This is a genomic window from Nocardioides sp. SYSU D00065, from assembly GCF_017916425.1.
Classification (GTDB): domain Bacteria; phylum Actinomycetota; class Actinomycetes; order Propionibacteriales; family Nocardioidaceae; genus Nocardioides.
In genome coordinates this window covers 1-12,349 of the sequence record NZ_JAFMSX010000002.1, presented here as the reverse complement: position 1 = coordinate 12,349, position 12,349 = coordinate 1, and the positions used below count along the sequence as shown (strand labels likewise).

The following is a 12,349-nucleotide window of genomic DNA, read 5'->3' as shown; positions in this document are numbered from 1 at the left end:
CGGCGGCCGGTGGTCACACGAGCCACGGGCCCCACGCCCGGGAGGACGTGGGGCCCGTGGGGGTGGGACTCAGAACTCCAAGCCCTCCAGGTAGCGGAAGCCCGTGTTGGCGGTGGCCGCCGGGTGGAAGTCCGGGGTGTCGTTCTCGACGATGTACTCCTCGACCTGGTGCCTCTTGAAGATGGCCGGGAAGTCGATGACGCCGAGCCCCAGGTCGGCCATGTCGCCGGGCTGCTGGTTGTACAGCGCGGCGGCGGCGTCGCCGTGGCGGTCCTTCACGTGGTACTGCCGGACCTCCTGCGGCGCGGAGCGGACCACGTCGATGGCGAACTGCAGCGGGTCGGCGGCACCGGTGTTCACGCCGCCGGTGTAGGCCCAGTAGAGGTCGATCTCGAAGTGGACCAGCCGACGGTCGAGCTCGCTGGTGAGGATGTCCCACGGGGTCACCCCGCCGCCGAGGTCGATCGTGAACTCGTGGGCGTGGTTGTGGTAGCCGTAGCGGAGCCCACGACGTCGCGCGGCCGCCGCCTCGATGTTCATCTGCTCGGCCCACCTCTGCCAGTCGCTCTTGCTGTTGGAGTTGAGGTAGGGCACCACGATGTACTTCTGCCGGAAGGTGTTGGCGTCGTCCAGCTTCTTGTTGAGCTTCGCCCGGTCCAGCTCGGTGCCACCGTCGACGGTGCTGATGCCGTCGTGGCTCGACGAGGCCCAGAGGCCCCGGGCGTCGAACTCGGCCTTGAGCTTGGCCGCCGTGTCGAGCCCGGTCCCGGCGCCGTACAGGCCGGCCCGCTCGACGCGCTCGTAGCCGAACTTCGCCAGCTGGTCGAGCTGCTGCTTGATGGAGTCACCCGTCGTCATCGCCGCGCGCAGGGTGTAGAGCTGGATGCTGATGAGGTCGGTCGGGACCTCCCGCCTGCGGTCGTGGCCGTGGCCGCGGCCCTTGCCCGGGTGCGTCGCCGCGAACGCCGTGGAGCCCGCGCCGAGCGCTGCGGCGCCGGCGGCGCCGGCAGCGGCGCCGCGGAGCAGCCCGCGCCGACTGGCGCCCTTCCTCTCCAGCGACTCGCGAAGCGCGGCGTCGCCGTCATGTCCGTAACACATGAGTGCCTTCTTCCTGGGTTTCTCGGGGGATTCGGTGGGTGTCGGTGGTCAGCCGGCCGGCTGGAGCACGACCTCGGCCGAGCCGGTCAGACCCGGCTGGGAGCCGGTGTCGGTGTACTCGGCGACGAAGACGGCGGCGAGGTCGTCGGTCGCCGGGTCGTGGCCACCGGGCACCGTGGTCACCAGGGAGCCGGTGCAGCCCGTGGCCGTGGACTGCGGGTGGCCGTGGGTGTCGTGGCCGAGCACGTAGGTCACGGTGACTCGGCTGCAGTCGACGGGATCGTCGTCGGTGATCTTCAGCTCGTACGCCACCGTGTCGCCGAAGCGGAACTCCTGGTCCTCGACCGGAGTGACGAACTTGACGACCGGCGCCTGGTTGCCGACGACGATGTCCACGTCGGCCGAGGCCCGGCGGCCGCCACGGTCGGTGACCTTGAGGCTGGCCCGGAAGCTGCCGTTCGCGGTGTAGGTGTGGGTGGGGTTGGGCCTGCGGCTGTCGACGCGGCCGTCGCTGTCGAAGTCCCACGCGAAGCGCAGCTTCTTGTCCCCGTCGGGGTCGGTCGTGCCCTTGCTCGAGAACTCCACCGTCAGCGGCGCGCGGCCGGCCGCCGGCGTCGCCTCGATCTTCGGGACGGGGCTGCGGTTGCCTCCCGTGCCGACGAAGTCGATCCGGGACAGCTGGGCGTCGGGGTTCTCGGCGAAGTAGCCGTCGCCGTACTCGAGGACGTAGAGCGCGCCGTCGGGTCCGAACTCCATGTCGATCGGGTTGTCGGTGACGATGCCCGGGACGACGTCCTCGATCGCGACCCTGTTGCCGTTGACGTGGAAGCCCTTGATGTAGTCGCGGGTCCACTCGTAGAACAGCGGGGTGTTGTCGTAGCGCTTGGGCCAGGCCACGGCGTTGCGACCGCGGGTGTCCTTGCGGTCGTACTGGTAGGCGGGGCCGGCCATCGGGCCGATGCCACCCTTCTCCAGTCCGGGGAACCTCGCGGACTTGTCGTAGGTGTACCAGACCTCCGGCTGCGTGACCGGCGGGAGCTTGCGCTTGCCGGTGTTGTGGACGGACGTGTTGACCGGCGCGGAGCAGTCGAACCGTCGCCCGCTCTTGTCCGTGGCGAAGTTGTAGTCGTTGTAGGGCAACCGGGCGGTGGCGCAGTAGGGCCAACCGTAGTTGCCCGGCTCGTCGACGACCGCCCACTTGCCGTGACCGGCGGGACCGCGACCGGCCTTGGGCTTCTTCGCGTCCGGGGAGTAGTCGGCGACCCACAGGTCGTCGGTGTCGGGGTCGATCTCGATGCGGAAGGGGTTGCGCCAGCCCATCGAGTAGATCTCGGGGCGGGTCTTCGGGGTGCCGGGGCGGAAGAGGTTGCCCTTGGGGATCGTGTAGCCCCCACCGGCCTTCGGCTTGATCCGCAGGATCTTTCCGCGCAGGTCGTTGGTGTTGGCAGCGGTGCGCTGCGCGTCGAACACCGGGTTGCGGTTGGCGCGCTCGTCGAGCGGCACGAAGCCGTCGGACTGGAACGGGTTGGAGTCGTCGCCGGTGGACAGGATCAGGTTGCCCTTGGAGTCGAAGACGATGTCACCTCCGACGTGGCAGCACATGCCGCGCTCGACGGGGACGTCGAGCACCTTCTGCTCGGAACCGAGCTGCACCTGCCCGCCGGAGTAGCGGAACCTGGCCAGCGTCAGGTGGCCCTGGAAGGGCGCGAAGTCGGCCTTGGTGCCGGTCTCCGGGGCATCGCCCTCGTTGATCGACTCGGTGGTCGGGTCGTCGGCCGGGGTGTCCAGCGGCGGCGAGTAGTAGAGGTAGATCCACTTGTTCTTCTTGCCGTCATAGCCCGGGTCCAGGGCGATGCTCTGGAGTCCCTCCTCGTCGTGGAGGTAGACCGGGATGCGGCCCGCGACGCGGTTGACGCCGGTCTGGGCGTCGTTGTGCCAGATGACGCCGGCTCGGGTGGTGTGGAGCACGTCGCCGTCGGGCAGCACGGCGAGGTCCACCGGCTCACCGGGCCGGTCGTTGAGGGTGACCTTCTGGAACGCCCCCTTGGAGGGCGGTGGGGCGGTGTGGTCGTGCCCGTCGTGGGCGTTCGCCGCGGTGGTCGCGGTGGTCGCCGCGAGCAGCGGCAGGCAGAGGGCGGCGCCGGCAGCGGCCGCAAGCCCTGTGCGGAGGGGGTGATTCATCGAGGGGATTCTCCTGTTTTCCGAGTGAGTAGGAGCGACTTGCAACGTAGGCGCGTGACGACCGTCACGTCAACGAGCAGACGACTTTTGCCCGCCTGTCGACACAAGTCAGCAGGCGGCGGCCGTCCCTAAGCCGGCTTCAGCGGGTCGTGCCCGAACGACATCAGCATCCGGCGTACGTCGTCGCCGTAGGACTCCGGCTCGAGCTCCTCGCCGCGGATGGTGCGGACCTGGTCGATGACCTGCCGCATCGTGTCCACGTCGTCAGGGGTGAGGTCGGTGCGGCGCTTGGCGAGGATGGCGAGCACCTGGTTGCCGACCTCGTGCTCGGGGAGCACGCTGTCCGGCTCGATGAGGTGCCCGTCCTCGCCCGTCGCCTCGGTGCGCATCCAGTCGGACAGCTCGCGCGAGGTCATGTTGACGATCGTGTGGAACTCCTGCCACAGGTCGTCGCTCACCAGGCTCTCAGCCATGAGGGGTCACTCCTTCGTCGGTCGTGCGGGTGGTCGGGGCGTGGCGCGATCGGCTCACGCGGACTGGTCGGGACGGGTGTCGAAGCGCAGCACGGCGCCGACCCCGTCGGGCAGCAGGCCGACCGGGGCGTACAGGGGCAGCAGGTCGGCGTCCTGGCCGATCGCGGCGCGGACCAGCGCCTCGGCCAGCGGCGCGGGTGCGGGCTCATCGACGCCGAACGCCTTCAGCTCGTCGGCGGTGTGCCCGAGGAGGAGCGGCTCGGGGCCGACGTACGCCTCGCGGTCGTCGAGCACGCCCTGGAGCAGGACGAGCGTCTCCACCTCGCCACGCCGCAGCGCCTCGACGGTCTCGGCGACGCCGGCCACGCTGGCTCCGCCGCCGAGCCGGTCGAGCACGCTGTCGATGCGCCCGCTGCGGCAGCGCTGGACGGCGGCCGCCACCTCGTCGTCGAGGAGGTCGTCGGAGGCGCCCTCGGCACGGCTGCCGTGCTCGAGGACCTCGAGCCGGTCGGCGACGCGGGTGCCCACCTGGTCGCGGACGCTGGCGACGCTGGTGGGGTCGCCCGTGAGGAGCACGAGGTCGATCCGCTCGTTGCCGGCGAGGCGGTCGAGGTCCTTGGCCACGGTCTCGGCGTTGCGCTCGATCGAGTCCTCGACGCGCATCTGGTAGCGCCGCTGCGACCAGCCGCCGACCTTGACCTTGGTCAGCTCGTCGTGGTCGCCCTCGCTGGTCATCTCGCGCTGCGCGGGGCTGACGGTGCCGGCGACCGTGATGTCCGCTCCGGAGCGGTCCACCCGCACCAGCGCGTAGCGCACGTCGTCGGCCTTGGCGCGGGCCAGCTCGAGCAGGTTGGCGATCGGGCCCTGGTGCTGCCGGGCGGCCACCACGCTGGCGAGCAGCATGTCGGTCACGAGCTCGGCGCCACGTGCCACGACCACGCGCGAGGTCTCGCCGCCGTGTCCGGTCGGCTCCACGATCCTGGCGGCGACCGCCTCGACGGTCGCCTCGTCCGCCCCGGCGTCGAGCAGCTCGCGGCGCAGGTTGTCGGCGCGGAGCTCGATCTCCTGGGCGGCGTTCTCGTTGGTGCGGCTGACGTCGACGTACGCCGTGACGACGTCGCCGTAGAGGTCCGCCGCGGGGCGAAGCGCTGACAGTGGGGCCATCCTGGGTGTCGTCATGCGGCGCTAGTACCCGATGGTCCCGGCCGCATCCCCCGGGTCGGGGGTCAGCCCAGGACCAGGAATCCCTCGCTCACCAGGTCGCGCACGACGGGCAGGTACGCCTCCCGCAGGTCCTCCGCGTCGCGCTCCAGCAGGGCACCCAGGGCGGCGAGCAGCTGGCCGACGGCGAGGTCGCCGTCGCAGGCGCCGACGAAGGCCGCCTCGACCGTGTCGGCGGTGCGGGCCCGGCGGAAGCCGCGCTGCTGGCGCAGCACGATCGCCTCGGGATCCTCGGCGCCCGGCCGGCCGACGGTCTCCTGCTGGACGTCGTCGCGCGCGCGGAGTGTACGAGCGAGCAGCTCGTCGTCGGCGAGGTCGCGCAGGCCGTCGACCGCCTCGCCCCAGTCGTGGATCGCCGGTCCGATCGGCTGCTCGACGTCGTAGGGCCATTCGAGGAGCTCGTGCGAGGCGGCGCGCTCCCCCTCGCCCCGGCGCCGCACGTTGATCCAGCCGAACCCGACGCCGCGGACCCCCTGCTGCTCCAGCCACGACAGCCAGGTGTCGTAGCGTCGGGCGTAGTCGGGCCCGCCGTGGTGGCCGCTGTCCTTGAGCCACAGCTCGACGTACGCCGACGGGTCGAGCGTCTCGCGCTGCACGACCAGCGCGTCGCAGTCCTCGCGCAGCCACGAGCCGAGTCGCTCGTCCCACGGGCGCCCGTCGACGACCGCCCAGTTGGCCAGCACCTGCAGCCAGCCACCGTCGGCGAGGTGATCGGGCCCGGTGCGCACGATGTGCTCGACGACGCGGTCGCCTGGCAGGCCCGAGTCGCGGTAGACCAGCCGCTCGCCCGTCGCCGGGGAGATGACGAACGGCGGGTTCGTCGCCACGAGGTCGAAGCGCTCACCGGCGACCGGCTCGAAGAACGAGCCGTCGCGCGTCTCGACCTCGACCTCGTTGAGGGCGGCGTTGAGCCGCGTCATCCACAGCGCGCGGGCGTTGACGTCCGTCGCCACGACCCGCTCGGCGTGGGCGGCTAGGTGCAGGGCCTGCACCCCGCACCCGGTGCCGAGGTCGAGGGCGGAGCCGACAGGCTCGCGCATGGTGAGCTGCGCCAGGCTCGTGGAGGCGCTGGAGATGCCGAGAACGTGGTCCGGACCGACGGCGACCGGCGCCCCGTCGAGGCCGGGCGTCAGGTCCGAGACGACCCACAGGTCGTGGTCCCGGCCCGCCTCGGTGGCGGCGTAGGGGCGGCAGTCCGTGCGCGCGGCGACCTCGCCGACGCTCTGCTGGAGCAGACCGGCGGTGCACAGCCGGTCGACGAGGCCGGGGAGAGCCCTGTCGGCCTGCGCGCGCGGCACCGTCGTCTGCAGCAGGAAGAGCCGTACGAGCGTGTCGAGCGGGCCGCCCGACGTCGTACGCCGCAGCGCTGGAAGGGTCTCGTTGCGGCCGAGCGCGCGGTGCGCCTCCTCGCCGAGGGCCTCCGCGACCCGATCGTAGGTGAAGTCGGCGGCGACCAGCGCGTCGCGCAGCGGCCCGGTGAAGTCGAGGTCCGAGGACATGGGATCCAGCCTCGCAGACCCCGGACGCGCCACGGCGGCCGGTTGCCGGAGCAACCAGCCGCCGCGACGTGCGTGCGGGGGCGTACGCCGGTCAGGCCACCGCGGCGGGCGTGTCGTCGGAGATGGTGACCTCGCGACGCTTGGAGATCACGACGGCGGCGACGATGATCGCCACGGCCACGAGGGCGATGACGACGCGGAGCACGTCGTTCTGGTCCTCGCCGACGCTCAACGACACGACGGCGCTCGCGATCAGCAGCGAGACCAGGTTCATCACCTTGATCAGCGGGTTGATAGCCGGACCGGCGGTGTCCTTGAACGGGTCGCCGACGGTGTCGCCGATGACGGTGGCGGCGTGGGCCTCGGAGCCCTTGCCGCCGTGGTTGCCGTCCTCGACGAGCTTCTTGGCGTTGTCCCAGGCACCACCGGCGTTGGCCAGGAACACCGCCATCAGGGTGCCGGCGCCGATGGCACCGGCGAGGAACCCGGCGAGGGCGGTCGCGCCAAGGCCGAAGCCGACGGCGATCGGCGCCATCACGGCGAGGATGCCGGGGGTGACGAGCTCGCGCAGCGAGTCCTTGGTGACGATGTCGACGACCTTGCCGTACTCCGGGCGGCCGGTGCCCTCCATGATCCCGGGGATCTCGCGGAACTGGCGGCGCACCTCGTAGACGACAGCGCCGGCGGCGCGGGCGACGGCGTTGATGGCCAGACCCGAGAAGAGGAACACCACGGCTGCACCGATCAGCACGCCGACGATGACCGCGGGGTTGAAGACGCTGAAGTCGAGCAGGTGCGCCTCGTCGGCGCCGATGTTGGCCTCCTCCAGCGACTCGAACACCGACGTGGCGTACGAGCCGAAGAGCGCGGTCGCGGCCAGCACGGCCGTCGCGATCGCGATGCCCTTGGTGATCGCCTTGGTGGTGTTGCCCACCGCGTCGAGCTCGGTGAGGATCTGCGCGCCCTCGGGGCTGACGTCGCCCGACATCTCGGCGATGCCCTGGGCGTTGTCGGAGACCGGGCCGAAGGTGTCCATCGCGACGATGACGCCGACGGTGGTCAGCAGCCCGCAGCCGGCCAGGGCCACCGCGAACAGCGACACCGTGAGCGCGGCACCGCCGAGCAGGTAGGCGCCGAAGACCGCCGCCCCGATGACCAGCGTGGTGTAGACGGCCGACTCGAAGCCGACGGAGAGCCCGGAGAGGATGACGGTGGCCGCACCCGTGAGCGAGGTCTTGCCGACGTCCTTGACGGGGCGGTACTCGGTGCCGGTGTAGTAGCCGGTGAGCGCCAGGATGCCGGCGGACATCACGATGCCGATGACCACCGCCGAGGCGGCGATGAACCGGGGGTCGCCCTGGGCGCCGGCGAGACCGTCGGCGATGTTGGTGAACTCCGAGAAGCTGCTGGGCAGGTAGACGTAGGCCAGCACGACGCTCGCCACCGCGGCGATCGCGGAGGACAGGTAGAACGAGCGGTTGATCGTCGTGAGGCCGTTCTCGCCGGACTTCGGCTTGGTGAGGTAGACACCGGCGACGGCTGTCAGGGCGCCGATGGCGGGGATCAGCAGCGGGAAGACCAGGCCCTTGTCGCCGAAGGCCTGCGAGCCGAGGATGAGCGCGGCGACCAGCGTGACGGCGTACGACTCGAACAGGTCGGCGGCCATGCCGGCGCAGTCGCCCACGTTGTCGCCCACGTTGTCGGCGATGGTGGCCGCGTTGCGCGGGTCGTCCTCGGGGATGTTCTGCTCGACCTTGCCGACCAGGTCCGCGCCGACGTCGGCGGCCTTGGTGAAGATGCCGCCGCCCACGCGCATGAACATGGCCAGCAGGGCCGCACCGAAGCCGAAGCCCTCGAGCACGTGGGGCGCCTCGTCCTGGAAGAACAGCACCACCAGGCTGGCGCCGAGCAGGCCGAGCCCGACGGTGAGCATGCCGACCATGGCACCGGTGCGCAGGCCGATCGTCATCGCCGGCTCGCGTCCGGTGGTCTGGGCGGCGGCGGCGACGCGGAGGTTGGCGCGTACGGCGAGGTTCATGCCGAGGTAGCCGACGGCGGCGGAGAACCCGGCTCCGACGATGAAGAACACGGAGCGGAAGATGCGTACGACCATGTCGTCGGCCGGCAGCACGAGCAGCGCGAAGAACGCGATCGCCGCGAAGATGGCCAGGGTCCGGAACTGCCGGGTCAGATAGGCGTTGGCGCCCTCCTGCACGGCCTGGGCGATGGTCCTCATGTTGTCGGTGCCCTCGCCGGCGGCCATCACCTGGGACCTGAACATCGCGGCCATCCCGAGCGCGCCGAGCGCGATCAGGGCGACGACGACGACCAGGACCAGATTTCCACCATCGAGCTCCGGCTCCACGACCGCGGGCAAGATCCCCGTCATGCGCGTCCTCCTAGGACTGGAATTGATCCTCGAACGCGCCGGAGTCTACGCAGACGTGATCCCCATCACGGGGCAGGGTGACCCGCGCCACACCCGGTGTTCGCGAGCAGCACGAGAAAGCCCCTCCGGGGAGACCCGAAGGGGTGAAAGACGCGGGCTCAGGCGCCGGGGGCGAGGCCGACCGAGTCGTGGATGACGAACACCTTGGCCAGGCCGGTGATCCGGAAGATCTTGAGCAGGCGCTCCTGGGTGCACACGAGGTCGAGCGACCCGTCGTGGGCGCGCACCTTCTTGAGGCCCCCGACGAGCACGCCGAGCCCGGTCGAGTCGAGGAACTCGACGGCCTCGAGGTCGATGACGATGTCGTAGGTGCCGCCACCGACGAGCTCGGTGATGCAGTCGCGCAGCTTGGGAGCGGTGTAGACGTCGATCTCTCCGCCGACGGCCACGATGGCTCGACCATCCACCTCGCGTGTCGCAAGGGTGAGATCCACGACTGCTCCCCGGTCCCCGAACTCGTTCGGACAGTGCGTCTGCGGGCACACCACGTGCCCCTTGTCTTTCCGGGTGGTATCAAACCACGAGTCCCAAGGGTTGCGCAGGATCCCCACCACTTCACCGCCTCGGCCACCGTCCGTGCCGTTTGCCAGACTTCACGGAGTGAGTCCTTCCCCTTCCCGCGCCCTGCCCCCGGTCGACACGCTCGTGCGTCGGCTGACCGCGGCTCCGGGTCGAGAGGAGCGCCTCCGGCACCTCGAGGAGCTGCCGGCGCGCGAGGCGGTCCACGAGGACTGGCCCGCGTGGGTGCCCGACGACGTGCGGGGCGCGTTCGCCGCCCAGGGGGTGGCCCGGCCGTGGCGCCACCAGGTCGTCGCGGCCGACGCCGCGCACGCCGGCGACCACGTGATCGTGGCGACCGGGACGGCGTCGGGCAAGTCCCTGGCCTACCAGGTGCCGGCCCTGTCGGCGATCCGGTCGGGCCGCGGCCCTCGCGGCGAGCGCGGCGCGTCCGTGCTCTACCTCGCGCCGACGAAGGCGCTCGCCCACGACCAGCTCGCGAGCCTGGCGTCGCTGGGGCTCGACGTACGCCTTTCCGCGCACGACGGCGACAGCTCGCGTGAGGAGCGCGACTGGACGCGCGACTTCGGCGAGTACGTGCTCACCAACCCCGACATGCTCCACCGCTCCCTGCTGCCCTCGCACCACCGGTGGGCACGGTTCCTCGGCTCCCTGCAGTACGTCGTGGTGGACGAGTGCCACCACTACCGCGGGGTCTTCGGAGCCCACGTCTCGCACGTCCTGCGCCGGCTGCGCCGGGTCTGCGCGATGTACGGCGCGCACCCGACGTTCGTGCTCGCCTCGGCCACCGTCGCGCAGCCGGAGGTGACGGCGTGCCGGCTGACCGGGCTCGACGTCGGCGCGCTCACCCGTGACGACTCGCCCCGCGGCCGCGTCTCGCTGCTGCTGTGGGAGCCGCCGTTCACGTCCCACGCCGGGGAGAACGGCGCGCCCGTGCGCCGCGCCGCCTCCTCGGAGGTGGCCGACCTGCTCGCGGACCTGGTGGCGGAGGACGTCCGGACGCTCGCGTTCATCCGGTCGCGGCGCGGCGCCGAGCAGGTGGCGTCCACCGCGGCCGACCTGCTCGCCGAGGTCGACCCCTCCCTGCCGGGGCGGATCGCGGCCTACCGTGGCGGCTACCTGCCCGAGGAGCGGCGCGCGCTGGAGGCAGCGCTGCGCCGTGGCGACCTCGTCGGCCTGGCGGCGACCAACGCGCTCGAGCTGGGCATCGACATCAGCGGCCTGGACGCGGTGCTCATCGCCGGCTTCCCGGGCACCCGCGCCGCGTTCTGGCAGCAGGTGGGACGCGCCGGCCGGGGCGCGCAGGACGCACTGGGCGTGCTCGTCGCCAAGGACGACCCGCTCGACACCTACCTCGTCACCCATCCGGAGACGCTGATCGGGGCACCGGTGGAGGCGTCGGTGTTCGACCCCGCCAACCCGCACGTGATGGGTCCCCACCTGTGCGCGGCCGCGCAGGAGTCGCCCCTCACCGAGGCCGACCTGCCGATGTTCGGGCCGACGGCGCGCGAGGTGGTCGACGAGCTGGCCGCGCTGGGCCTGCTGCGGCGCAGGCCGCGCGGCTGGTTCTGGACCGACCGCGGCCGGGCGGCCGACCTCGCGGACATCCGCTCGGCCGGCGGTTCGCCGGTGTCCCTGGTCGAGGCCAACACCGGACGCGTGGTCGGGACCGTGGACGCCGGCGGCGCCCACAACCAGGCCCACCCGGGCGCCGTGTACGTCCACCAGGGCGAGACCTGGCTGGTCGAGGACCTCGACCTCGAGCACCACGTGGCGATGATGCGCCGCGACGAGCCGGCGTACGGCACGACGGCGCGCGAGGTCACCGACATCAGCATCGTCTCGACCCGGGAGCGCGCCTCGTGGGGCGGCTGCGAGCTGTTCCTCGGCGAGGTGGACGTGTCCCACCAGGTCGTGTCCTTCCTCAAGCGGCGACAGCCGGGCGGCGAGGTGCTCTCGGAGGAGCCGCTCGACCTGCCCGAACGCACCCTGCGCACGACGGCGGTGTGGTGGACGGTGCCCGACGACGTGGTGGCCGAGGCCGGTCTGGCCGCTCTCGACGTACCGGGAGCCGCCCACGCGGCGGAGCACTGCTCCATCGGGCTCCTTCCGCTCTTCGCCACCTGCGACCGGTGGGACATCGGCGGCGTCTCGACCGCCCGGCACGCCGACACCGGGGTGCTCACGGTCTTCGTCTACGACGGTCATCCGGGCGGCGCCGGCTTCTCCGAGCGCGGCTTCCGCACGGCCGTCGAGTGGCTGTCGGCGACCCGCGAGGCGATCGCGAGCTGCGAGTGCGCCAGCGGCTGCCCGTCGTGCATCCAGTCGCCGAAGTGCGGCAACCAGAACAACCCGCTCGACAAGGACGGCGCCGTCGTCCTCCTCGACGCCTTGCTGGCGGGGGCGCCGCGGCAGCCGAGGGGCTAGATTCCCTCCATGGTGATCCTCGGACTGGCCCTCATCCTCCTTGGGGGCATCGCGATCCTCGCCGCGATCTTCAGCGAGCCCGGCACGGGGGGCGAGCTGCTGGGCTTCGACGTCTCCACCCTGGGGTCGTTCCTCGTCGGCGTCGCGGCCGGCGCCGCCATCCTGTGGGGCTTCTCGATCCTCAAGTGGGGCACCAAGCGGAGCCTGGCCCACCGCAAGGAGCGCAAGGAGCTCACCGAGCTCAACGCGAAGCTCGACCGGGTCGAGGCCGATCGCCGCTCGGACGGTCACGAGGGCGACGACCGCCGGGTCTGAGCTGTTCGTCGGGGCTCGCTCGGTGGGCTTCGTCCGCCCCGTTGTCCGGGGGCCGGGGCGGGGCGGACGTTGGAATCCCCGGCTAGCTGTACTGATCGGTGAGGTTGGTCAACCGGGTGATCGGTGCTGACCCGCCGATTGCGGTGTGGGGCCGGTGGTGGTTGTAC

Annotated in this window: 9 protein-coding genes; 2 read left to right on the top strand and 7 right to left on the bottom strand. The window is 71.6% G+C overall.

Going from position 1 to position 12,349, the window contains the following annotated elements; all coding sequences use genetic code 11:
* Positions 1-69: 69 nt before the first annotated feature.
* From J3P41_RS08140 to J3P41_RS08110, 7 genes are all read right to left on the bottom strand, one after another.
* Positions 70-1,098 carry a sugar phosphate isomerase/epimerase gene (locus J3P41_RS08140; RefSeq protein WP_210649831.1) on the bottom strand — a complete coding sequence of 343 codons (1,029 nt, stop codon included), beginning with the start codon at positions 1,096-1,098 and terminating at the stop codon, positions 70-72.
* A 48-nt stretch (positions 1,099-1,146) separates the two neighbouring features.
* Positions 1,147-3,279, bottom strand: a complete 2,133-nt coding sequence (locus J3P41_RS08135; RefSeq protein WP_210649830.1) for a PQQ-dependent sugar dehydrogenase — start codon at positions 3,277-3,279, stop codon at positions 1,147-1,149.
* Between the two features lie 128 nt (positions 3,280-3,407).
* On the bottom strand, positions 3,408-3,752 hold the full coding sequence (locus J3P41_RS08130; RefSeq protein ID WP_210649829.1) for a DUF3140 domain-containing protein: 345 nt from the start codon (positions 3,750-3,752) through the stop codon (positions 3,408-3,410).
* A gap of 54 nt (positions 3,753-3,806) precedes the next feature.
* Positions 3,807-4,931, bottom strand: a complete 1,125-nt coding sequence (locus J3P41_RS08125; RefSeq protein WP_210649828.1) for a Vms1/Ankzf1 family peptidyl-tRNA hydrolase — start codon at positions 4,929-4,931, stop codon at positions 3,807-3,809.
* A gap of 47 nt (positions 4,932-4,978) precedes the next feature.
* The gene (locus J3P41_RS08120) at positions 4,979-6,472 is read right to left on the bottom strand and encodes a class I SAM-dependent methyltransferase (RefSeq protein ID WP_210649827.1); all 1,494 of its coding nucleotides are present in this window, start codon (positions 6,470-6,472) and stop codon (positions 4,979-4,981) included.
* Between the two features lie 91 nt (positions 6,473-6,563).
* Entirely contained in the window at positions 6,564-8,861 is a 2,298-nt protein-coding gene (locus J3P41_RS08115) for a sodium-translocating pyrophosphatase (RefSeq protein ID WP_210649826.1), read from the bottom strand.
* A 158-nt stretch (positions 8,862-9,019) separates the two neighbouring features.
* Entirely contained in the window at positions 9,020-9,355 is a 336-nt protein-coding gene (locus tag J3P41_RS08110) for an anti-sigma factor antagonist (protein WP_210649825.1), read from the bottom strand.
* Positions 9,356-9,521: 166 nt separating this feature from the next.
* Between J3P41_RS08110 and J3P41_RS08105 the strand changes: the two genes are divergently transcribed.
* Positions 9,522-11,867 carry a DEAD/DEAH box helicase gene (locus tag J3P41_RS08105; RefSeq protein ID WP_307861894.1) on the top strand — a complete coding sequence of 782 codons (2,346 nt, stop codon included), beginning with the start codon at positions 9,522-9,524 and terminating at the stop codon, positions 11,865-11,867.
* A 9-nt stretch (positions 11,868-11,876) separates the two neighbouring features.
* A complete protein-coding gene (locus tag J3P41_RS08100) occupies positions 11,877-12,182 on the top strand; it encodes a hypothetical protein (protein WP_210649823.1) in 306 nt (101 codons plus the stop codon).
* Positions 12,183-12,349 lie beyond the last annotated feature (167 nt).

Excerpts from the sequence above, each read along its gene's own strand:
- J3P41_RS08135 (WP_210649830.1), bottom strand. The coding sequence starts at position 3,279 with ATGAATCACCCCCTCCGCACAGGGCTTGCGGCCGCTGCCGGCGCCGCC.
- J3P41_RS08115 (WP_210649826.1), bottom strand. The coding sequence starts at position 8,861 with ATGACGGGGATCTTGCCCGCGGTCGTGGAGCCGGAGCTCGATGGTGGA.
- J3P41_RS08130 (WP_210649829.1), bottom strand. The coding sequence starts at position 3,752 with ATGGCTGAGAGCCTGGTGAGCGACGACCTGTGGCAGGAGTTCCACACG.
- J3P41_RS08120 (WP_210649827.1), bottom strand. The coding sequence starts at position 6,472 with ATGTCCTCGGACCTCGACTTCACCGGGCCGCTGCGCGACGCGCTGGTC.
- J3P41_RS08100 (WP_210649823.1), top strand. The coding sequence starts at position 11,877 with ATGGTGATCCTCGGACTGGCCCTCATCCTCCTTGGGGGCATCGCGATC.
- J3P41_RS08140 (WP_210649831.1), bottom strand. The coding sequence starts at position 1,098 with ATGTGTTACGGACATGACGGCGACGCCGCGCTTCGCGAGTCGCTGGAG.
- J3P41_RS08125 (WP_210649828.1), bottom strand. The coding sequence starts at position 4,931 with ATGACGACACCCAGGATGGCCCCACTGTCAGCGCTTCGCCCCGCGGCG.